21 protein-coding genes are annotated in these 21,323 nt (G+C 38.2%); 5 read left to right on the forward strand and 16 right to left on the reverse strand.

Translation table 11 applies throughout. The features are described from left to right. Window positions 1-9: 9 nt before the first annotated feature. From AS4_RS18190 to AS4_RS18205, 4 genes are all read right to left on the reverse strand, one after another. Window positions 10-1,215, reverse strand: a complete 1,206-nt coding sequence (locus AS4_RS18190) for an acetyl-CoA C-acetyltransferase (RefSeq protein WP_004817769.1) — start codon at window positions 1,213-1,215, stop codon at window positions 10-12. Between the two features lie 153 nt (window positions 1,216-1,368). Beyond that, complete coding sequence (locus AS4_RS18195; protein WP_096735093.1) at window positions 1,369-1,887, reverse strand: GNAT family N-acetyltransferase; 519 nt, start codon at window positions 1,885-1,887, stop codon at window positions 1,369-1,371. A 123-nt stretch (window positions 1,888-2,010) separates the two neighbouring features. Further along, on the reverse strand, window positions 2,011-2,472 hold the full coding sequence (locus AS4_RS18200; RefSeq protein ID WP_096735094.1) for a GNAT family N-acetyltransferase: 462 nt from the start codon (window positions 2,470-2,472) through the stop codon (window positions 2,011-2,013). Window positions 2,473-2,619: 147 nt separating this feature from the next. Then, window positions 2,620-3,630 (reverse strand): AraC family transcriptional regulator, encoded by a 1,011-nt coding sequence (locus AS4_RS18205; RefSeq protein ID WP_004724010.1) that lies wholly within the window; start codon window positions 3,628-3,630, stop codon window positions 2,620-2,622. Window positions 3,631-3,841: 211 nt separating this feature from the next. Here AS4_RS18205 and AS4_RS18210 point away from each other — a divergent pair, with 211 nt between their 5' ends. The 3 genes from AS4_RS18210 (at window position 3,842) to AS4_RS18220 (ending at window position 9,133) form a co-directional block, all read left to right on the forward strand. Continuing rightward, window positions 3,842-4,960: a CaiB/BaiF CoA transferase family protein gene (locus AS4_RS18210; RefSeq protein WP_016539467.1), complete on the forward strand. Its 1,119-nt coding sequence runs from the start codon at window positions 3,842-3,844 to the stop codon at window positions 4,958-4,960. Between the two features lie 378 nt (window positions 4,961-5,338). Then, complete coding sequence (locus AS4_RS18215; RefSeq protein ID WP_096735095.1) at window positions 5,339-6,592, forward strand: carbohydrate porin; 1,254 nt, start codon at window positions 5,339-5,341, stop codon at window positions 6,590-6,592. 153 nt (window positions 6,593-6,745) lie between these two features. Continuing rightward, window positions 6,746-9,133, forward strand: coding sequence for a glucose/quinate/shikimate family membrane-bound PQQ-dependent dehydrogenase (locus AS4_RS18220; RefSeq protein ID WP_004817779.1), 2,388 nt, complete (start codon window positions 6,746-6,748; stop codon window positions 9,131-9,133). 145 nt (window positions 9,134-9,278) lie between these two features. Here AS4_RS18220 and AS4_RS18225 read toward each other — a convergent pair whose 3' ends face one another. The 11 genes from AS4_RS18225 to AS4_RS18275 all read right to left on the reverse strand — a co-directional run bounded on the left by AS4_RS18225 (window position 9,279) and on the right by AS4_RS18275 (window position 18,567). Then, a complete protein-coding gene (locus AS4_RS18225) occupies window positions 9,279-9,683 on the reverse strand; it encodes an NUDIX hydrolase (RefSeq protein ID WP_096735096.1) in 405 nt (134 codons plus the stop codon). A gap of 22 nt (window positions 9,684-9,705) precedes the next feature. Then, window positions 9,706-10,875 carry a low temperature requirement protein A gene (locus AS4_RS18230; RefSeq protein WP_096735097.1) on the reverse strand — a complete coding sequence of 390 codons (1,170 nt, stop codon included), beginning with the start codon at window positions 10,873-10,875 and terminating at the stop codon, window positions 9,706-9,708. Window positions 10,876-11,052: 177 nt separating this feature from the next. Continuing rightward, the gene (locus tag AS4_RS18235; protein WP_004724016.1) at window positions 11,053-11,517 is read right to left on the reverse strand and encodes a YybH family protein; all 465 of its coding nucleotides are present in this window, start codon (window positions 11,515-11,517) and stop codon (window positions 11,053-11,055) included. A 725-nt stretch (window positions 11,518-12,242) separates the two neighbouring features. Further along, a complete protein-coding gene (locus AS4_RS18240; RefSeq protein WP_096735098.1) occupies window positions 12,243-12,584 on the reverse strand; it encodes a YegP family protein in 342 nt (113 codons plus the stop codon). Between the two features lie 256 nt (window positions 12,585-12,840). Beyond that, window positions 12,841-13,299 (reverse strand): hypothetical protein, encoded by a 459-nt coding sequence (locus AS4_RS18245; protein WP_096735099.1) that lies wholly within the window; start codon window positions 13,297-13,299, stop codon window positions 12,841-12,843. Window positions 13,300-13,420: 121 nt separating this feature from the next. Next, window positions 13,421-14,065 carry a dethiobiotin synthase gene (gene bioD / locus AS4_RS18250; protein ID WP_096735100.1) on the reverse strand — a complete coding sequence of 215 codons (645 nt, stop codon included), beginning with the start codon at window positions 14,063-14,065 and terminating at the stop codon, window positions 13,421-13,423. After that, the gene (gene bioC / locus AS4_RS18255) at window positions 14,062-14,838 is read right to left on the reverse strand and encodes a malonyl-ACP O-methyltransferase BioC (protein ID WP_096735101.1); all 777 of its coding nucleotides are present in this window, start codon (window positions 14,836-14,838) and stop codon (window positions 14,062-14,064) included. The genes bioD and bioC overlap by 4 nt, the downstream gene beginning before the upstream one ends. A 7-nt stretch (window positions 14,839-14,845) precedes the next feature. Continuing rightward, complete coding sequence (locus AS4_RS18260) at window positions 14,846-16,015, reverse strand: 8-amino-7-oxononanoate synthase (RefSeq protein ID WP_096735102.1); 1,170 nt, start codon at window positions 16,013-16,015, stop codon at window positions 14,846-14,848. Continuing rightward, complete coding sequence (bioA, locus tag AS4_RS18265; protein WP_096735103.1) at window positions 16,012-17,346, reverse strand: adenosylmethionine--8-amino-7-oxononanoate transaminase; 1,335 nt, start codon at window positions 17,344-17,346, stop codon at window positions 16,012-16,014. Before bioA ends, AS4_RS18260 begins: the two co-directional genes overlap by 4 nt. Before the next feature lie 104 nt (window positions 17,347-17,450). Continuing rightward, a complete protein-coding gene (locus AS4_RS18270; protein ID WP_096735104.1) occupies window positions 17,451-18,170 on the reverse strand; it encodes an alpha/beta hydrolase family protein in 720 nt (239 codons plus the stop codon). 73 nt (window positions 18,171-18,243) lie between these two features. After that, window positions 18,244-18,567 (reverse strand): DUF6176 family protein, encoded by a 324-nt coding sequence (locus tag AS4_RS18275; RefSeq protein ID WP_096735105.1) that lies wholly within the window; start codon window positions 18,565-18,567, stop codon window positions 18,244-18,246. 134 nt (window positions 18,568-18,701) lie between these two features. Here AS4_RS18275 and AS4_RS18280 point away from each other — a divergent pair, with 134 nt between their 5' ends. After that, window positions 18,702-19,274: a peroxiredoxin gene (locus tag AS4_RS18280; RefSeq protein WP_096735106.1), complete on the forward strand. Its 573-nt coding sequence runs from the start codon at window positions 18,702-18,704 to the stop codon at window positions 19,272-19,274. A gap of 90 nt (window positions 19,275-19,364) precedes the next feature. Here AS4_RS18280 and ftn read toward each other — a convergent pair whose 3' ends face one another. Further along, on the reverse strand, window positions 19,365-19,829 hold the full coding sequence (gene ftn, locus AS4_RS18285; protein WP_004724037.1) for a heteropolymeric bacterioferritin subunit Ftn: 465 nt from the start codon (window positions 19,827-19,829) through the stop codon (window positions 19,365-19,367). 387 nt (window positions 19,830-20,216) lie between these two features. Between ftn and AS4_RS18290 the strand changes: the two genes are divergently transcribed. After that, window positions 20,217-21,281: an SDR family oxidoreductase gene (locus tag AS4_RS18290; protein WP_096735107.1), complete on the forward strand. Its 1,065-nt coding sequence runs from the start codon at window positions 20,217-20,219 to the stop codon at window positions 21,279-21,281. Window positions 21,282-21,323 lie beyond the last annotated feature (42 nt).

The following is a 21,323-nucleotide window of genomic DNA, read 5'->3' on the forward strand; positions in this document are numbered from 1 at the left end:
TTATTCTCCTTATACCAACTCAATAATGGTCGCAATACCCATGCCACCACCTACACACAATGTTGCTAGACCACGTTTTTTACCCTGACGTTCTAATTCATCAAGCAGCGTACCAAGAATCATTGCACCTGTTGCGCCCAACGGATGCCCCATTGCAATCGCGCCCCCATTTACATTGACTTTTTCAGCAGGAACTTTAAGTTCAGTCATAAAACGCATCACTACAGATGCAAAGGCTTCATTTACTTCAAAGAGATCAATATCATCTATGCTGAGACCTGCTTTTGCCAGCGCCTTACGCGCAGCAGGTGCAGGACCTGTGAGCATAATGGTTGGATCTGTTCCAACCAATGCTGTTGCTAACACTTTTGCACGAGGTTTTAAACCTTGCTCTTTGACTGCTTTTTCAGAAGCAATCAGCACTACAGCAGCGCCATCTACGATGCCTGATGAGTTTCCAGCATGATGCACATGGTTAATTTTTTGTGCTTCTGGATATTGTTGTAATGCAATCGCATCAAAGCCCATTCCACCCATCATTTCAAAACTTGGATTAAGTTTTGCCAAGCCTTCAGCAGTTGTACTTGGTTTAATGAATTCATCTTTTTCAAGAATCGTAACACCAGCTTTATCTTTCACTGCAACCACGGACTGATCAAAGCGTCCCGCTGCCTGTGCAGCAGCAGCTTTACGTTGTGAGTTGGCAGCAAACTCATCCACATCTGTACGACTATAACCGTCGAGCGTAGCAATTAAGTCCGCGCCAATCCCTTGAGGAACAAAATGTGATTTTAAATTTGTTTCAGGATCCAGCGCCCAAGGCCCACCATCAGAACCCATTGGAATACGTGACATAGACTCTACGCCGCCAGCAACAACAATATCTTCCCAGCCTGAACGTACTTTTTGTGCAGCCATATTGACAGCTTCAAGACCTGAAGCACAGAAACGGTTGATTTGCACACCAGCAACATCATTGTCCCAGCCTGCCGCAATTGCAGCAGTTTTAGCAATATCACCGCCTTGATCGGCAATTGGTGTTACACAACCCAGTACGATATCGTCTACTTTTGAAGTATCAAGCTGATGACGATCTTTCAATTCATTGAGCAATGTGGTTAATAATGTAATTGGTTTCACTTCATACAGTGAACCATCTTTTTTTCCTTTTCCGCGTGGTGTGCGAATGGCATCAATGATGTAAGCCTCGCTCATAGCTGTTCCTTCTTATGACTTCTAGGTTGTTATCTGCTTTGAGTGTACGTTATAAAGTTGAGAGTTCAATGACGAGAACGAAATAGTCAGTTGATATTTTTTGTCAATTGGCTGGTTCGTTCTGAATGGGAAAATGAAAACAAATCGCGTATTTCAATTAAGTGCCAATCTCATTGCACATCTGCTGTTACGAGAAAAACCACATGCAACTTCATGCTCAAGTTTATGCTCAAGATAGAGAGGCATCTCAAGCGCATTGATCTTTTCAAAGCCTAATTTTTCATAAAATGGTCGATTCCAAATCACATCATGAAAGGTGGTTAAGGTTACAGCATCACAGCCCTCTCCCTGAGCAGTAGCAATCACATATTCAATCAATTGCCGACCAATCCCTTGTTTTTGAAATGCAGCACTCACATCTAACTCGATAATATATAAATCAAGCGCTTGTCTTTCTGCATATAAAAAACCTGTAGCTTGATTCTTTTGATTAATCGCGACAAATGCATAAGCAGAAGAAATCAATTGTAAGTGATCTTGTGCTGACAATACGGGGCTTTCGACAAGCCAAGATAACTCGGGAATACTTGAAAATGCTTGTGTAGCAGATTTTTCTATTTCGATCAGTTGCGCTATATCTGAAGAATCAATTTTTCTAATCAAACATGTCATCTATATATCCAGTCAAAAATATTTTAAATAGCATCTAACGACTTAGCTCAAACCTAAAATAAGCAGGTTCGATATTCTCTTTTTTCACAATCATCACAATCATAGCGAAGATTATTCAATGCACTATTGAGCGGATAAATCTAAATGATAGAACTGATTGAAATCAGACTCTTGATATTCTGAAAAAGAAGCACCTTTGATGAAGCCAAATTTTTTATACAAGCAAATTGCGGGTTCAAACGATGAGTGTGTTCCCGTTTCCAAACTCAATTTTTGGTATTCACGTTGTTGTGCAATCAATAAAAGATGTTTCAGCATTTCTGTTGCAGCACCTTTACGTAAATGTTTGGGATGTGTCCGCATAGACTTTAATTCGGCATGTGTAGATGACAACTCTTGAATTGCACCACAAGCTAAAAGTTCATTTTGTTCCCAAAGGGTAAAAAAGCTAATTTCGGGTTGTTGTAACGCAGTTAGATCTAATGCAAAACTATGCTCAATCGGTGAGTTTTCATGCATACCATGTAAATGAATTCTGAGTAAATCTTGTACTTGCACATCATCAAACTCAGCGAGTCTAATCATTTTTTAATACCCTATTCTTGAAAATTCTTTCGCTTTATCACTTATATCTTACAAGAAATTTTAGCTGAAATGATCAGGCATAAAAAAGCCCAAGTTTCACTTGGGCTTAGGATCAGCAAAATTACTTTTGAATTCATCTATGTCGAATTAATGATAACCATGCAATTGACGATATAGTCCTGGGGTAACCCCTGTCCATTTTTTAAATGCGCGATGGAAGGTACTGGTTTCACTAAAGCCCACTTGTTGTGCTACATCTTCCAAAGTTAGATCAGGATTTAACAACAAATGAATTGCAGCATCTCGACGTAAGGCATCTTTAACACCTTGGTAACTTTTACCTTCTGCTGCCAAGCGACGGCGCAAGGTTTGTGGTGATAAATACAACATTGAAGCCACATCATTTAAGGTTGGCATTTCTTCACCAATTTGACTCTTTAATACTTCACGAATACGCGAAGTTAAAGAATTGGTATTTTTGAATTTCACCAAAAGCTGAGCAGGTGCAGCTTTTAAAAACTCTTCTAAACTTGCTTCATCCTGACGAATCGGTAAATCCAAATAGTCTGCGGCAAAAGTAATTTCAGTACGTGGCATATCAAATTGCATCACAGGTGCAAAGAACAGCGCATCATACTCATCTGCATGATTTGGACGCGGGTAACCAAAATGTACCCGTTCTAAAGGAATACGACGTTCAATTAACCATGAAGCTAAACCATGCCAAATCATCAACATACTTTCAGTAATAAAATGATCAGGATCCATGGTTTTTGGAATCAATGGCACTAAACGCGCTTCGTGTTTATCACGTTCAACTGCGACCGACCATTCATCACCAAATAATTTATAAAATTGTGATGACAACTCTAAAGCATCACCCAAAGTTTTAGCGTGGATAATCAATTGGCACATGATGGCAAAAGATCCCAAACGTCGAGGTTGGATATCAAAGCCAACATGTTCATCTTGGGTCACCATCCAAAGCATTTTCACAAAACGTGTATATTGCTCTGGTGAAATACGTGCTTTAGGTTGGCGAAGTAATTCTGCTTCTATGCCAACATGTGAAAGTAAGGTGTCAACGTCCATTCCTAGACGCTTCACACCTGTTAAGGCGGCATTCACAAAATGGATACTGATCGTATCACGACTCATGGTAAATCCTTCACTCTCTTTGATGTTCACTAACAATTGACCTAAATGACGCTAAAAAATGTTTTATTGGCGATTTACAACAGTGCAGATCACCTTTTTACATCATAAATTGCCGAAATGATCAAGGTAAATGGCTGAACATGACATTGTTTTGTTAATTTTATATTTCTATTATGGGTGTAAAATCAAGACAGTATTGGTAAAAACAATTATGACAACAGCTTTAAAGGGATTGAAAGTACTCGATTTTTCCACTTTATTACCCGGTCCATTTGCAACTTTATACCTTGCAGACCTAGGTGCAGAAGTGATCCATATTGAATCGCCAACGCGTCCAGATCTGGTGCGCTTGTTCCCGCCTTATGCCAATGGACAAGCGACTTCACACAGTTATCTCAACCGAAATAAACAATCCGTCACTTTAGATTTAAAAGATCCTGCCAGCATTGAACAAGTTAAACAGAAGATTTCTGAGTTTGATATTGTCGTTGAACAATTTCGTCCGGGGGTAATGCAACGTTTGGGTTTGGATTATCAAACTTTGGCTGAAATTAACCCACGTTTAATTTACTGTTCAATTACGGGTTATGGCCAAACTGGCTCATATAAAGATAAAGCTGGACATGATATTAATTATATTGCCCTGTCTGGGATCGCGGGACACTGTGGCCGCCAAGACAGTGGGCCACCGCCGATGGGGATTCAAATCGCAGATGTGGCAGGTGGTTCCTTACATGCTGTCATCGGTATTCTTGCTGCTGTAGTTGAACGCCAAAATAGTGGTCTGGGACAATATATTGATATTTCCATGACCGATTGTGTGGTGGGACTCAATAATATGGCAGCCGCAGCCAGTTTGGCTGGTGGTCAACAGCAGCAACGTGAATCAGAACAACTTAATGGCGGGACCTTTTATGATTATTATGAAACGGCCGATGCTCGTTACTTATCTATTGGTAGCTTAGAGCCACAATTTATGACTGGACTGGCAAGCGCGTTAGAATTGCCAATCCTTCTACAAAAAGGTGCTTCTTTCGATACTGAAGATCGTCAAATGGTCAAGCAAGCAATTCGAGATAAAATTAAAAGTAAAAACCTGGCTGAATGGAATCAACTGTTTGAACAACTGGACGTTTGCGTAGAACCCGTATTGAGTTTAGACGAAGCACTGCAATCCCAAATTTCTCAACAACGTAATTGGGTGGTCAATGTGCCATTGAAGCCAAATTCAGATCAAACTGAACCACAGTTAGCCTGTCCAATTAAGTTTTCAAGATCACAAATGCAATATCACTATATTGGCCAACAACTGGGTGAAGGGAAATGGTAATTGTCCATTTAATACAACACAATTCAAGTTAAATAAAATTACAATTCTGTCATCTTCTTTACAATTTGTATAATTTGTAACCTCAGCATCCTGTGTAATCTTAATTCTAAATAGGTTACACAGGTAAGCTGATCTTTTCAGATCAATTTTAATCCATGGTTTTTCAATTAATTTTTAAATAAAATTTAGTGGTTTAAAAACAATAGATTAAATTGACCAAAAATAGCCATAAAGCAAATATTCATTTATTAAAAAATTATCACCATGAGATAAAGTACTCACATTAATTACAATTAAAAGTCAAAAATAATAGATTTTTATACAAATATGAGAGTATTATAAATAATTAGTTACAAAGTGTTATCAAGGTCACCAAATATGAATAAATCTAAAGGTCACTTTTATTGGGCTATCAGCTTATTATCTTTATGTAGTTCTTTTCAAAGTGCTCATGCAGCTGAAGCATTTAATGCAGAAAGCCCATGGATGTTTGGTGATTGGAACGGAAAAAGAACCGAGCTCCAACAAAAAGGTTATGACTTCAGCTTCGGCTATACTGGCGAATTAGCCACCTTATTAGATTCAAAAAACCATTCAAGCCATGGCACTGAGTATGCAGATCAGTTTGCGATTGGTAGTCATGTAGACTTGGAAAAAGTGCTTGGATGGAAAGACACTGAAGCCCAAATCACCATCACTGAACGTAATGGTCGTTCATTGTCGCAAACCTCTGATGCCCTTGCAGGACAACTCAGCTCAACCCAAGAAGTTTGGGGACGTGGTCAAACTTGGCGCTTAACTGATTTTTGGATTAAGAAAAAATTCTTTGATCAAAAATTAGATATTAAAGTGGGTCGTTTTGGCGAAGGCGAGGATTTTAACAGCTTTGACTGTGATTTTCAAAACCTTGCACTTTGTGGCTCTCAAGTGGGTAACTGGGTAGGCGACCAATGGTATAACTGGCCAGTTAGCCAATGGGCTGCGCGGGTTAAATATAACATCCAACCTGACTTATATGCTCAAGTCGGTGCTTATGAATACAATCCTGAAAACTTAGAACGTGGCAAGGGGTTTAACTTAAGTACAGACGGTTCACATGGTGCAATTATTCCTGCGGAAGTGGTTTGGCAACCAAAACTCAGTGCTACAAAATTGCCAGGCGAATATCGTTTGGGCTATTACTATAGTACTGTCGATGCACAACGCATTAAAAATCCAAATGAAACAGATCATAAACAAGGTGGATGGCTGGTTGCCAAGCAACAATTTACAGCACATCACGGTGATGTACGTCGTGGCTTAACGGGTTTCATTAATTTAACCCTTCATGACTCAGACACAAACACTGTCGACAATATGCAAAATATTGGATTGGTCTATAAAGGTCCTTTCGATGCGCGTCCTCAAGATGATGTCGCCATTGGTTTTTCTCGTATCAGCATCAACAATGATGTGAACAACACTCAAATTCGTCAACAAGATGAAGAGTACAACACTGAAATTTACTACGGTGTACATGCAACAAATTGGCTGACGATCCGTCCAAATGTGCAATATATTCGTCATGTTGGTGCATATAAAGATGGTGAAAATGCATGGGTTGGCGGTATCAAATTCCAAACTGCATTCTAGTGTTATAGATCATAAATATTTCGATGCTATTTTAACCCTTTCTCTCCCCTCGCATCGAAATATTTAAAATCTAAAAATTTAAACAATGTGCTTCATCAATCCTCAATGGAAAGGTAAAGCGTAAAAAATTAATCAAATAGATAGGTGGTCAATATGCAAACTCCATCTTCAGGACTCAGAACCCTAACAGTTGTGATTGCAATTGTTTTCGGTGTAGTTCTATTAGGCGGCGGAGTATGGCTGGCAGTACTGGGTGGGTCTTGGTACTACATCATTGCCGGGATACTTTTCATTGCAACAGCAATCTTATTACGCAAATTAAATAGTTCTGCTTTATACGTTTATGCAGCATTAGTACTCGGCACAGTTGTCTGGGGACTATGGGAAGTCGGTTCAGACTTCTTCGCGCTTGCACCGCGTTTAGATATTTTAGGTGTGTTTGGCTTATGGCTACTCATTCCAGCAGTAACACGTGGTTTTGATGCCAAAGGTGCTAAAATTGCACTTTCAGGTACATTGGCGATCACCATTGCGGTTATGGCTTATTCTATCTTTAATGATCCACAAGAAATTCGTGGGACTTTAACCAGTAAACAGCCAACGCCAGCAGCGATTGACGGTATTGCGGATGCAGACTGGCCGGCTTATGGTCGGACTCAATCCGGTTTACGTTATTCTCCGTTGAACCAAATCAACTCAGAGAACGTTAAAGATCTTAAAGTTGCTTGGACCTATCGTACAGGTGAATTCAAAACTGAAAATGATTCAGGCGAAACAACCAATCAGGTCACACCGATTAAAATCGGGAATAACATGTACCTGTGTACCACCCATCAAAAATTGGTTTCTCTTGATCCTTCTACAGGTAAAGAGAAATGGGTATTTGATCCAAAACTCAAAGCGGATAATACCTTCCAACATTTAACGTGTCGTGGTGTTTCTTATTACGATGCAGACAATACCGTTGGTTTCGCAGCAAGTTTACAAGCGAAAAAATCTTCGTCTACCGAATGCCCGCGTAAAGTTATTTTACCAGTCAATGATGGTCGTATCGTTGCGGTAAATGCTGAAACAGGTAAAGCATGTTCTGACTTCGGTCATAACGGTGAAGTAGATTTACAAAAGGACATGCCATTCCCTTATCCGGGTGGTTATATTCCAACATCACCACCTGTTGTCACAGGCACCACAATTATCATTGGTGGTTCAACGACAGATAACTATTCTACTCAAGAGCCTTCGGGTGTTATCCGTGGTTATGATGTAAATACAGGTGCATTGCTTTGGGTATTTGACACAGGTGCTGAAAATCCAAATCAGATTCCGGGTCCTGGTCAGAAATATGTCCAAAACTCACCGAATGCATGGGCTCCACTTGCATATGATGCAAAACTCGATATCGTTTATGTACCAACAGGTGTAGGTACGCCAGATATTTGGGGTGGTAACCGTACAAAACTGCATGAACGTTATGCAAACTCAATGTTAGCAATCAATGCAACAACGGGTAAATTGATCTGGAACTTCCAAACAACTCACCATGATTTATGGGATATGGATGTACCATCACAACCAACCTTAGCAGATATCAAAGATAAAACTGGGCAAACTGTTCCAGCAATCTATGTATTGACTAAAACAGGTAATGCCTTTGTTTTAGATCGCCGTAACGGTAAAGCAATTGTACCGATTAACGAACGTCCAGTACCACAAAGTGTAAAACGTGGTCCGCAAACGAAAGGTGAATTCTATTCTCCAACACAACCGTTCTCAGACTTTAACTTAGCACCTCAAGAAAAATTAACGGATAAACAAATGTGGGGCGCAACCATGTTTGACCAGTTAATTTGTCGTGTGTCATTCCACAAGTTAAATTATGACGGTATTTATACCCCACCTTCAGAAAACGGAACTTTAGTTTTCCCTGGTAACTTGGGTGTATTTGAATGGGGTGGTTTATCACTTAACCCTGATCGTCAAATCGCAGTTATGAATCCAATTGGCCTACCTTTTGTCAGTCGATTGATTCCTGCTGATCCGAACCGTAAACAAACAGCCAAAGGTGCAGGTACAGAAGCGGGTGTTCAACCCATGTATGGCGTTCCTTACGGTGTTGAAATCAGTGCATTCCTTTCACCATTTGGCTTACCATGTAAACAACCTGCATGGGGTTATGTTGCTGGTGTAGATTTGAAAACGCATGATGTTGCTTGGAAACGTCGTATTGGTACAATTCGTGACAGTATGCCGGGTATTCCATTGCCACCATTTAAAATGGGTGTGCCAATGTTAGGTGGTTCGATCTCAACTGCGGGTAATGTGATGTTCATTGGTGCGACTCAAGATGATTACATCCGAGCGATCAATGTCAGCAATGGTGATGAACTATGGAAAGGTCGTCTACCTGCGGGTGGACAAGCAACACCGATGACTTATGAAAGCAATGGTAAACAATACGTTGTGATCATGGCGGGTGGTCACGGTTCATTTGGTACCAAAATGGGTGACTCTATCGTTGCTTATGCATTACCAGATAAATAATCTTAAATTGAGGTAAATAAAAAAACAGGTCTTGATGACCTGTTTTTTTATTGCTTTATCTAAACCCATACCCTTGTATAAAAGTGAATCTGCTTTTGGGATGAGACGGATATTCTATTTCCTGTTTGATAGCGATAGCCAATCCTTAAAATGCCCTGCTCTTTACCTGCCCATCAAAATGAAAACAATCCTCTATACGAATTTTTTGCACAGGTGAAAGTTGCTCAAAGTCAAACCATCGATACTCAGAATGCTCATCACTTAAATTGATTGGCTGATCGCTCTGCAATGTACACCGAAACATAAATGCGTGAGAATTTACTGCAGAATGATAATAAACCCCTGATAAATATTCGATCGAAACATCACAGCCTAATTCTTCTTGGCACTCACGAATCAGTGCATCATGCACGGTTTCACCTTGATCCAATCCACCACCCGGTAAACCCCATGCACAATCAGCATAAGTCGCTTTCAATAATAAGACTTGTCGATTTTCATTAAAAATCACAGCGTGCGAACTCAAACGATAAAAATCATGAAATCCCATTGCTCAAAACCCACTTAATTGATTATCTTGCCAAATAACATTTTGAAAAAATTAAACGTAGCGCATACACAATTGCCATAGCAAAAACAGCATAACCCACTTGGGTAAAGATCATTGGAATACAGAGTACGATGGCAGCTGTAATCGGATAAAACCATTTCTTAATCCCTGAAAGATGGTGAATTTCCTGTAGTAACCAAAGGCTCGCAGTATAGACAATCAAAGAGATTGCAACAAAATAGCTGACAATATCAGCCGAGATCTCAGCCTTATGCGTCACCACATCCACCGCAGCAGCTAAACCTGCACCAAGGGCAGCAATACTCACGAAAATAAAAAAGTGACCATAGCCCCATGAAAATGCACGTTTACGACTATTGAGTCGTTCAGCGACATCATGATCGAAATATGCCCACCACATGGTAAACATAATCAATAAGCCACCAATGGTCAAAAAGATTAATTCTTGACTTAACAACTGATTATTTAAGGCATCAGAAATTGCAGCGAAACTACCAATGATCGATTCGCCAAGGACAATGATGGTGAGTAAAGCATAACGTTCAGAAATATGATGTGGATGCCACGGCGTCATGTTATTTGCTTCAGCAAAGATGGGTACACTCAGTTCAGCAATGACCAAAAGTAGAAACAAATATATAGTGAAATTTATCGGGGTAAAGTGAAAAAGTAACCAGCCAATCTGTACGATGATAATACCAGCCGCATATCTCAACGCTGTTTGTTTACGCTCAGGATCATTTTTGGCAACACGAAACCATTGTGTAACGAGGCCCAAACGCATGATGACATAACCAATAATGATCACATCAAAATCTTGTTGCTGAAATGCGCTAGGTATCCCTGCTGCAATCACAAGCGAACCAATAATCTGCACAAAGGTCATGATTCGATAAAATACATCATCATTGTCATAGGCAGATGCAAACCAGCTAAAGTTCATCCATGCCCACCACAATGCAAAAAACACCATAAAATAAAGTGTTAAGCCATGTGATAAATGATTTTCGATAATGCTATGGTGTAATTGTTGCCCTGCTGTGGCAATGGCGACCACAAAAATTAAGTCAAATAACAATTCTAATGAGGTTGCAGCACGATGTGGTTCGTGCGGGTTTCGTGGCGCAAGTGGCTTTAACCACCCATATTTTACAAATAATGAATTTGGCATTATTTTCACATTATTGAGATTATTATCATGATTTTTTCAAAACTCTATCTTTCATTCAAGTAAAAAACTGAGTTCTTTCGACAATTTTGTTAATGATCTAACATCGATCCCGAAAATTTAAAAATACACAAATAAAAAGCCCAATCAAAGGGCTTAATAAGACACAAATCTAGCTGGCTAAACCACTAATTTCAACTTAGCAATGTCCTTGATCACGATCGCTTTACCCGTGCTCATATCAATCGGCATCGAAATATGTTGATGTACGACCAACCATTGATCACCTTTCTTTTTCAGGCACAATGTTGTTCGACACCATGGCATCTGCAGCTTATCTTTAAGCACAGAATTTTCCACTTTTGAATGGCAATGCAATACAGCTAAATCGTTTGACGCATAGATTTTCATATTGCGACGTACAATTTGTACATTTTCACTAAAATATGGACTGAACTTCTCCCATTCTTTCTTGTACGCATCGATACCGTCTAATTGTATACTTACATCAAACATATTGATATCATCTGCACATTGATCTAATAGATGATCAATTTTATTACCAAGAACAGCAGCATCCCATAATTCAATTTGAGATATTATCTCGTCGGCAATTTTCACATTACCATCGATTGCTATTTTCATCATAAAACCTCATTATTCTTATTTGTGATGAATTTAACACTTAATAAGTATTATGTGAAGTGTTTTGTTTATTTTTTCATATCTAATCACTTTAAATCAAAATAATTACTGTTCATTAATCTGATTTAACGAGTTTATAAAACCAACCCTATTATGTTTAGATATTAACCAAAACCTTTCACAAAAAATAAATCACTCAATAATACAAATAGATATAAAAAATTCGCACCTCATCATAAAAAGTTTACCTTTTAATTTAATTAATAATTCTTCAATAATTTATTAATTAAATTTAATAATCTTTTTAATTAATGTTGAAGCTGTTATTAAATAATCATTCTCCTCTTATTTAATATTGAAGTTAGCCTAACATATTTAAACTTTAAAAAAGCTTTAAAAAAATCATAAATGCTCATGAAAAAAAATCATATTAACCCGCCAATATAAGAATAAACTCAAAGCTAAAAATATAAATAGATTCTCTAAACTGATATATAACTCAAGTTTATATACTGCGGTTGGGGTGATTATTCTATACAACTTAATAATATATATTTTTATGGTTTAATTTCCATGTTTTAAAACCAGCTTAAATCACTAAAATATGAAAATTTTATTATCATAAATAAACACTTATTTTTTATCGCTTGTTTATAGATTGAAAAAAAAGCATGTCATCGAAATGACATGCTTTTACCCTTTGAAGGGAATCGTTTATTGCTAATTTAGGCCTGTTCAGTTAAATCTTTTATTTTCTCTGAAGGTCCATTTTTCTTCACAGACTCAATCCCATTATCTCGCGCTGCATCGCCTGAATAGAATTGACTTGTTCCGATAATTTGATGATTTGCAGCTTTCAAGTTGAAATAAGGTTTACCATTTTTTGCTTCAAGACGATCATAACGTGCATCATCTGGGCTATTTTTTTGCACAGAGGCAATCCCGTTTTGCGCAGAAGCTTTTGCTTTATAGAGCTCACTGGTGAGAATAATTTCCCCATTTCCTGCTTTTAATACAAAGCGATATTGACCATCTTTAGCTTGACTAATTTCATACCATCCTGACATGGCTCACCTCTTGATTATTTTCGGTTTATTTTATTTCACAGCGCTTATTGGACATAAATTACGCTACTGATATGAAATATAAATGACTTTTCATGTTTAAAAAAGATTAATTTGTTATAACTTTATTGTTTATGTAACGCCACGTAGTCGCAAAACTAAAATTAAAGAAATTTCTTTTATTATCAAGTCTCAATAAAAATTTAAAGCCATCTAATAACTGGCTTTAAATTTAGATTATACATTTAAAGATGAATGATTAACGATCAAAAAAACCAGTGCTGGTATAACCTGGATAGACCGTTTTCATTAAACGCTCAATTTCAGCATCATTGCCGCGTAAAAAATTTTCTAAACAATCTCGAAATACCGCAAAAGGAACATCATCATTATCAAAACTTGGCATCGCCTCGGATTTAAACAAACCAAAAAAATGTGATTTTTGCTGCTTTTGATAAAGCTCAGCATGTGCATTAAAGTTAAATTCATTGCGACTATAAACCACGAATAGTCCACCGAACTTACGCCCAGTTTGAATATGCTCAATTTGAAAAAATGGAAAATCACCGTGGTGCTCCTCCATGTATCCCCAGACCACTTGTTGCACCCAATCAATCTGATCAAAACGACTTAAAATTTGCGTTGCAGCATTACTTTCAAAATCAAGAGAAGTTATTTCAAGCTCTTTAAATAACTCAATTCGAATTTTAAAACTCATCAGGATTACCTTTTATACACGTCGCTTATTTAAAGCATTCAGATTTTTTAAAAGCGACAAGAAAACAGCAGACTCAGAACACTATGAATCAGCTGTTTCAGCACTCAATTCGATGAACAAACTAAGAGATTACTGGAATATCAATCCATGCACTGTTCGGAAAATGTTTCACCAAATAATGCTTTAAAAATTCTGCGGTATCTTTTGAAATCAGTTCATCCTGAGATTCATCATTTAAATTATAAGCAAGTGCATAAAGCTCAAGCCCACGACTTTTTAAAGCCTCTAAACTTAAAATCGTATGATTAATACTGCCCAAACGCCCTGAGCTGACTAAAATCACAGGAAGCTTTTTCTGGGCCACATAATCAATTGAAAGTAAGCTGGTGGTTAGGGGTACCATCAATCCACCTGCACCCTCTAACAAAACAACATCATACGTTTCAGAAAGTCGTTGAGTAGCATCTGCAATTTTTTCAAAATCAATCTCACGCCCATCAATTTTGCTGGCTAAATGAGGCGATGCAGGATAGCTAAAGATTTCAGGCATGGTGAGCTTGGTTTCATCCTCTGGAAACCAGCCCATTGCCATAATCTCACGATGTTGTTCGATATCTTCTGAAATATCGGTATTACCCGTTTGGATTAATTTCTGCGTAATGGTTTTTTGACCTTGCTCATTCCATAATTTGGCTAAATATCCGGTGGTATAGGTTTTGCCAATTCCAGTATCTATTCCACTGATAAAGTAAACTGATCCAGTCATGACATTCTCCGCAAAATACAATAAATAGGATGATACGTCAGTGAATAGTGCACATTTCCTGACTGATCGACCTGTGAAAACTGTTGATAGTGATGATAAAAATCGGCGAGACTCTGCTTTGTCCATCTAAACCCAGATGCTGTCGCAGTCACACCCGTGGCTTTTAAATGCTGTAAAATATATTTGGGGTGTGGAAAATTAAGATGCTCAATTTGCTCTGAAATATGTAGAATTTCAAAACCATTTCGCTTTAATTGTTGTTGCAGATCGTCAATGGATAGGTAATTCAGGCCTTGCCCTGTTAAGCTTTTAATTTCCTGTAAATTATGCTGTCCAAAAGTTGAAAAACAAAAATACGCATTAGGATTTAAATGATGAAAGGCTTGTTGAAAAATACCATTTAAATCACTCATCCATTGTAAAACGGAACTTGAGGCAATCAAGTCTAAATGTTTTGGAAATTCAAGCTGTTCTATATCGCCAATCCGGTATTCAATCGGTTTATCCGCAGAAAAATGCTGCTGAACTTCGGGGTACAGATCATTTAAAATCAAATGTTTAATTTGCAAATTTTGCAGTAAAAGCTCAGTTAAATTTCCTGAACCACAACCGATTTCAAACACATTTTCATAGTGTGCTGGGCAATATTCGCTTATTAAATTAAACAGTTGTTGTGCAATATTTTTTTGTACGACCGCATGTTCAGTATAGCTCTGCCCTGCCTGAGCAAAACGCAAGGCAACCTGTGATTTATCAATTTCTGGATGTTTCACATTCAACTCACAACAACGGAATTAGCTGATCTAGATCAGCTTGGGTGATTTGAGCAGTTAAACAAATACGTAACCGTGAGCTGTGTTGCGGTACAGTCGGGGGACGTACCGGCATAATATAAAATCCTGCATCTTGTAATGCTTTGGCTTTTTCAACCGTTTTAATCGAGTCACCTACAATGACCGGAACAATATGTGATGTTGATGGGCACTCAAAACCTTTGTTTTGAACTGCCTGTTGTAGATACTGACTTTTAGATTGCAAATATTGACGGCGCTGATCTAAGCCTAAAACTTTTTGAAAAATAAAGTTTGTCCACGCCATACAGATTGGCGGTTGTGCAGTACTAAAAATCAAAGGACGCATCGCATTAATCAAATAATCCCGAATCACCGCATGACAAATTAAATAACCACCAACTGAAGCGATTGCCTTACCAAAAGTCCCTACGAGCAGATCAATATCATCAATCACCGCATATTGTTCAGCACAACCTAAGCCCTGCGCACCACGTACTCCAATTGCATGTGCTTCGTCTACATAGAGCATGACTTTGCAAAACTGTTGCTTAATACTCACCAATGCTGCTAAGTCCGTTTCATCACCATCCATACTAAAAATTGACTCAGTCACGACAATAATGCGCTCGAAAGCCTCATCTGCATGATAATTTTGTAAAAGCTGAGTCAAATGATTTAAATCATTGTGGCGATAACGTACATATTTGGCGGAGGATAAACGAATCCCATCAATCATACTGGCATGAATCAATTTATCTGCCAGAATCAGCGTTTTACTGTCTGCAAGTGCAGGTAAAATACCAATATTCATATGATAGCCGCTGTTAAATAACAATGCCGCCCGACCATGAAAAGCCTGAGTTAAACTACTTTCAAGCAGTTCATATTCTGGAAAATGTCCAGTCAACAAGCGTGAAGACGAAGAGCTCATTCGTCGTTGATCATTAGGTGTTTCATCAAAAAACTGTTCACGTAATGTCAGATCAGATGCCAATCCTAGATAATCATTTGAAGCCAAATTGAGCATTTGATGCTGATCAAGGCGAATATAACGACCTTGTTGAACATTGGAACGAAATTGGCGTAAATTGCCTTGCTGTTTAAGCACATCAAGCTGCTGTGAAAAATGTTCAAGGTGCGTATTGCTCAAGCTCATGTGCTTTGCTCCATCGCCTTGACCACCTCGACCAATTGTTCCAGCAAAGTTTTTAATTCTTGTGCTGTGATGATATATGGAGGCATGACATAGACCAATTTACCAAATGGTCGTATCCAGATACCACGACGTACAAATTCCTGTTGTAAGGTTTTCATATCGACATTCACAGTCAATTCAACCACCCCTATCGCACCAAGAACTCGCACATCATCAACATGATTAAGGGACTGTAATGGCTGTAAAGCATCTCTAAGCTGTGCTTCAATTCGTTGAATATTGCTCTGCCAATCTTGAGAAATTAATAATTGTGTACTTTTGACAGCAACTGCACATGCCAAGGGATTTGCCATAAAGGTTGGGCCATGCATAAACACACCCGCTTCACCCTGACTTATCGTTTCAGCAATATGTGTGGTGGTTAATGTCGCAGAAAGCGTCATATAGCCACCGGTTAAACCTTTACCGATACACATAATGTCAGGTTCAACTTGTGCATGCTCCCATGCAAATAGTTTTCCTGTACGCCCAAAACCCGTAGCGATTTCGTCAAAAATCAGCAAAACATTGTATTTTTCGCAAAGTCGTTTGGCTTGACGCAAATATTCAGGATGGTAAAAACGCATCCCTCCCGCACCTTGCACAATCGGTTCAAGAATTAAACCTGCAATCGTTGCATGCTGTTCAGCCAAGCTTTGCTCAAGTTCAGCAATATCACTTTGATCCCATTGCTCATAGAATCCAACTTGAGGGGCTGGAACAAATAAGCGATTGGGCAAACTTGAACCAAAAATTTGATGCATGCCCGTTACAGGGTCACAGACAGACATTGCATTCCAAGTATCACCATGATAGCCAGATCGCGGAGTGACAAAATTCGTTTTCTCTGTATAGCCCTGTGAAGACCAAAACTGTACCGCCATCTTCAATGCCACTTCTACAGCGACGGAACCAGAATCGGCAAAAAACACTTTATCTAAATTAGGCGGGGTCAGTTGAACCAGTAATTTTCCAAGCTGGATCGCTGGATCATGGGTAAATCCACCAAACATGATATGCGACATATTCTGTAGCTGATCTGTCACTGCTTGATTCAACTTAGGATGATTATAACCGTGAATCGCGCACCACCACGAAGACATCCCATCTATCAATTGACGACCATCTTCAAGTTCGATGGTCGCAGCATAGGCTTTTTTAACCTTAAAAGTCGGTAAGGGATTGGTCATAGAGGTATATGGATGCCAAATATGTTGCCGATCAAAGTCCAGATCATCTAACTTTGATTGTTCAAGATCAACATCATCAAACCCATTGTTTAAATCGGTCATCCGTTCACTCCATGTGCATTACAATTACAGCAAAAAACAGTTTAGCGATGTTAAACCTGCACGCAATAAAAATAAATTGCGAGATTCACCACTGAAGCATAGATTTATTCTATTTTTTGTAAATATTGGCAGATTTTGTCACTTAGACTTAAAAAATCAAAAACTGGAATACCATGTGATCCATTTACCAGCTCGATTTCTAAAAACTTTGCTGTGAAATTTTGAAAATTCTCATAGACTTTGTGACTAACTAAGAAATCCTGTTGAGCAAATACATGATACTGCTTCCCTGCATAGTTTTTTAAGATCGCCACATTATTGAATTGTTCAAGACAGGCCAATCCCTGTTTTAATAATTCTAAATTTTGTGGCTGAATCAAACTTTGCAAATGTACAAAATCTTCTCGCGTGCTTGCGGTACCCTGACAAACCATAAAACCAAATTTCTTTAATGTTGCAATCGCATCATGTTCAAAAGACTGCTTAAAGTTATGAAAGGCTGCTTGGCTCATTGCCGTTTGCCATTCAGCATTTGCAACAAAACAAGGATTTGAAGCCAGTGTAATCAAGACTTTTTGTTGTTGGTATTGCTGTTCAATTTGCTCGACCAACAAGCTTGCCAATTGCCCCCCTAAAGACCAACCACAAATCACATCAAAATCTTTGGCTATTTCCACCTGCTGTTGTAAAACACGTTCATCCAACGCATTAAAGATATTGATCAATACAACTTCATGGCCTTGCTGTTGTAAAGCCTGTTGTAAAGCATTGAGCAGTTTTATTCCACCACCCCAACCTGTGATCAGCAAAATACGTTGATTCAATTTAAGTCACTATAAAACGATAACGATGTTTTATTAGAGCATGCATAAAATTCAAGGACAATCGGACTTACAACTATTTCTGATGGTGCAAATCGACCAATAAGCTGGCTGGAATCACTTTTTGCCAAGTGCGTTTAAATTGCTGATGTACTTGATCGATTGCAAACTGACTTTTTCTCGAAATTTCATGTGCTTTTGCAATATCATCTGCACGTGTATAAGCAATGAAATAATCGAGTCCATCCAGTTCCACATGGAACCATGATTCAATATGCACACCTTCAGCCTGAAGTGTCTCAATTGCCTCATGCTTACGCATATTCAATTGATTTTGCCATGCAACAACATCGTCCATCATCGCTACTTTTAGTTGAATCAATACTGCACCGACATCCATAATTTTACGTTCTATTTATTTTAAATAGTCTTCCATAATAAATAGCATGTGAACAATTGCAAACATTTTACATACCGCCAAAACCTGAAAATTTGCTAAGATCAAATCAGGATCAATTTAGGAAAGTGTTTGTCATGAAATTATCACGACTGTTCAGTATTAGCTTACTTTCCGTTTCAGCTTTATGCATATTGAACACGGCCAGCCATGCGGAAAGTTCTATTCTCTCCAAACTGGATTCCAACCAAAAGCAATGGGTAGGTAAGCCTGCACCAAGTTTTAAACTACAAGATCAAAATTCAAAATGGCACGAACTGAGTCAATATAAAGGTAAATGGGTTGTTCTCTACTTTTACCCAAAAGATGATTCACCTGGCTGTACACAAGAGGCCAATCAATTTAAATCACTCTACCCACAATTTATAAAAAATAATGCGGTGGTGCTTGGTGTCAGTTTGGATGATGTGCAATCACATCAAAAGTTCTCTGAAAAGCTGGGGCTAAATTTCCCAATTCTTGCCGATAGCAATCATCAACTCGCAGACCAATTTGGAATCATCCGAAACTTAGGTATTGCCAAAATAGCGAAACGAGAAACTTTTTTGATTGATCCACAAGGAACGATTGTGTATCACTATAGCAGTGTAAATACCCAAACACATGCCGATCAAGTCTTAGCGGATATTCAGAAGTTTTCAAAAAAATAACGACTGAAGCACTAAAAAAGCCTTTAGATGAATGTCTAAAGGCTTTTTTAATCTAAAACATCTCACCTTAAGTAAGACGCTTAGTGTGTCTTACATTTGAGATTGAATATAATTCTGTAAACCAATTAATTCGATCAAACCTAATTGTTTTTCAAGCCAATAAGTATGATCTTCTTCAGTATCGTTCATTTGTTGACGCAGCATATCACGGGTCACGTAATCGCCTTTTTCTTCACATAGCTTTACGCCTTGTGCCAATTTTTCACGTACATGATATTCCAATGCCAAATCGGCCTTTAAACAGGTTACAACATCTTCACCTGTGACAATATCGTCACGCTTCATGTTCGGGGTACCTTCAAGGAAAAGTACACGGCGAATTAAAGCGTCTGCATGTGAAGCTTCTTCTTGCATTTCATGATCAATACGTTCATAAATTTTGCTTAAGCCCCAATCTTCATACATACGTGAATGAATAAGATACTGATCACGAGCAGCCAGTTCGCCACCGATCAACATATTTAGATAGTCTATGACTTCTGGATTGCCACGCATTTCAATTACTCCACATTCTTTTGCAATAGTATGGACAAATTTTACCAGTTTTGCAAAAGACAAAATGTGTAAGTTTATGATTTTTATAAAATTAAAATGATAAACATACGCATTTGCAATTTGAATAAGTATTTTTTCATATAAAAAATAACCGCTTACAAAATTTCATTGATGGTTTATTGGTGATTTTTCATCAAATTTCAAAATGATTTATTTTGTAACCATTAAAAATGCTTCTTATTCACCCTCATTATTCCATTTTCTGTTCATTTTCAATGACAGAACCCATACTTTATCTTATTGGCTTTTTTTAATGCTAATATTTCAAGACAATTTTAACTTTAATATTTATGATATTGAATATTAACAATTAGCAGGAAAAAAATAATGTCTCAGGGAAACACATCAGCACCTATTCTAGTTACAGGTGCAACAGGCTATATTGCCAGTTGGGTCATTCAAAAATTACTTGAGCAAGGTTATACCGTTCATGCCACTGTACGTGATCTCAATAAGAAACAAAGCTTTGCACATTTAGAGAAAATCGCACAAGCCAGCTCTGGCACACTAAAACTATTTAAAGCCAACCTTTTAGAAAATGGTTCTTTTGATGAAGCCATGCAAGGCTGTGAAGTTGTGTTACATATGGCTTCACCATTTGTTGTGACCAATTATAAAGATGCTGTTAAAGATATTATTGAACCTGCAATTTTAGGCACGGAAAATGTCTTAAATAGTGTCAATAAAACAGAGTCTGTCAAACGAGTCATTGTGACTTCAAGTATCGCGTCTACTTATGGTGATGCAATTGATATTTTAAAAACGCAGCATAATCAGTTTGATGAATCTCACTGGAATACCACCAGCTCAACCACGCACCAACCGTACCCGTATTCAAAAGTTATGGCAGAGCGTAAAGCATGGGAAATGGCGGAAGCACAAAATCGTTGGACGCTGATCTGTGTTAACCCTGCATTGGTACTTGGCCCATCACTGACCGCAAATACACAGTCAGGGAGTGTAGAAGTTTTAGAGCAATTTGCCAACGGCATGACTTTACTCGGTGTCCCACCGATGTGGAATGGTATTGTAGATGTTCGTGATGTTGCTGATGCGCATATTTTGGCAGCATTCAAGGAAAATGCATCTGGACGTTACATTATTAGTGGTGGCTCACTCAGCCTTTTGGAAATGGGTAAAATTTTACGTCAAAATTTTGGACAAAAATTTCCTTTTCCGCGTAACCAAGTCCCGAAAAAAGCATTTAAATTCATTGGACCTGTATTTGGCTATTCGCGTGATTTTATTGAAAAGAATATGGGCTACCCTATCTTTTTTAATGCTGATAAAAGCAAACAGGAATTGGGGATGAGTTATCGTAATATTGAAACCAGTTTAGTCGAGCATTTCCAACAGCTTCTTGATGACGGTGTGGTGAAGAAATATATTTAATAACAGCTCAACTGATTCTTAAATCAAAAAAGCCTTTTTCAA

The sequence above is a fragment of the Acinetobacter guillouiae genome, assembly GCF_002370525.2.
GTDB classification, from domain to species: domain Bacteria; phylum Pseudomonadota; class Gammaproteobacteria; order Pseudomonadales; family Moraxellaceae; genus Acinetobacter; species Acinetobacter guillouiae.

What these genes read in the sequence shown, in the direction of transcription:
- AS4_RS18225 (WP_096735096.1), bottom strand. Translation starts at nt 9,683, where the DNA reads ATGGGATTTCATGATTTTTATCGTTTGAGTTCGCACGCTGTGATTTTT.
- ftn (WP_004724037.1), bottom strand. Translation starts at nt 19,829, where the DNA reads ATGCGTGGCAATCCAGAAGTCATAGACTATCTAAATATGTTGATCGGT.
- AS4_RS18220 (WP_004817779.1), top strand. Translation starts at nt 6,746, where the DNA reads ATGCAAACTCCATCTTCAGGACTCAGAACCCTAACAGTTGTGATTGCA.
- AS4_RS18210 (WP_016539467.1), top strand. Translation starts at nt 3,842, where the DNA reads ATGACAACAGCTTTAAAGGGATTGAAAGTACTCGATTTTTCCACTTTA.
- bioA (WP_096735103.1), bottom strand. Translation starts at nt 17,346, where the DNA reads ATGACCGATTTAAACAATGGGTTTGATGATGTTGATCTTGAACAATCA.
- bioD (WP_096735100.1), bottom strand. Translation starts at nt 14,065, where the DNA reads ATGACTGGATCAGTTTACTTTATCAGTGGAATAGATACTGGAATTGGC.
- AS4_RS18195 (WP_096735093.1), bottom strand. Translation starts at nt 1,887, where the DNA reads ATGACATGTTTGATTAGAAAAATTGATTCTTCAGATATAGCGCAACTG.
- AS4_RS18205 (WP_004724010.1), bottom strand. Translation starts at nt 3,630, where the DNA reads ATGAGTCGTGATACGATCAGTATCCATTTTGTGAATGCCGCCTTAACA.
- AS4_RS18190 (WP_004817769.1), bottom strand. Translation starts at nt 1,215, where the DNA reads ATGAGCGAGGCTTACATCATTGATGCCATTCGCACACCACGCGGAAAA.
- AS4_RS18200 (WP_096735094.1), bottom strand. Translation starts at nt 2,472, where the DNA reads ATGATTAGACTCGCTGAGTTTGATGATGTGCAAGTACAAGATTTACTC.
- AS4_RS18280 (WP_096735106.1), top strand. Translation starts at nt 18,702, where the DNA reads ATGAAATTATCACGACTGTTCAGTATTAGCTTACTTTCCGTTTCAGCT.
- AS4_RS18260 (WP_096735102.1), bottom strand. Translation starts at nt 16,015, where the DNA reads ATGAGCTTGAGCAATACGCACCTTGAACATTTTTCACAGCAGCTTGAT.
- AS4_RS18240 (WP_096735098.1), bottom strand. Translation starts at nt 12,584, where the DNA reads ATGTCAGGATGGTATGAAATTAGTCAAGCTAAAGATGGTCAATATCGC.
- AS4_RS18230 (WP_096735097.1), bottom strand. Translation starts at nt 10,875, where the DNA reads ATGCCAAATTCATTATTTGTAAAATATGGGTGGTTAAAGCCACTTGCG.
- AS4_RS18235 (WP_004724016.1), bottom strand. Translation starts at nt 11,517, where the DNA reads ATGAAAATAGCAATCGATGGTAATGTGAAAATTGCCGACGAGATAATA.
- AS4_RS18290 (WP_096735107.1), top strand. Translation starts at nt 20,217, where the DNA reads ATGTCTCAGGGAAACACATCAGCACCTATTCTAGTTACAGGTGCAACA.
- AS4_RS18275 (WP_096735105.1), bottom strand. Translation starts at nt 18,567, where the DNA reads ATGGATGTCGGTGCAGTATTGATTCAACTAAAAGTAGCGATGATGGAC.
- AS4_RS18245 (WP_096735099.1), bottom strand. Translation starts at nt 13,299, where the DNA reads ATGAGTTTTAAAATTCGAATTGAGTTATTTAAAGAGCTTGAAATAACT.
- AS4_RS18215 (WP_096735095.1), top strand. Translation starts at nt 5,339, where the DNA reads ATGAATAAATCTAAAGGTCACTTTTATTGGGCTATCAGCTTATTATCT.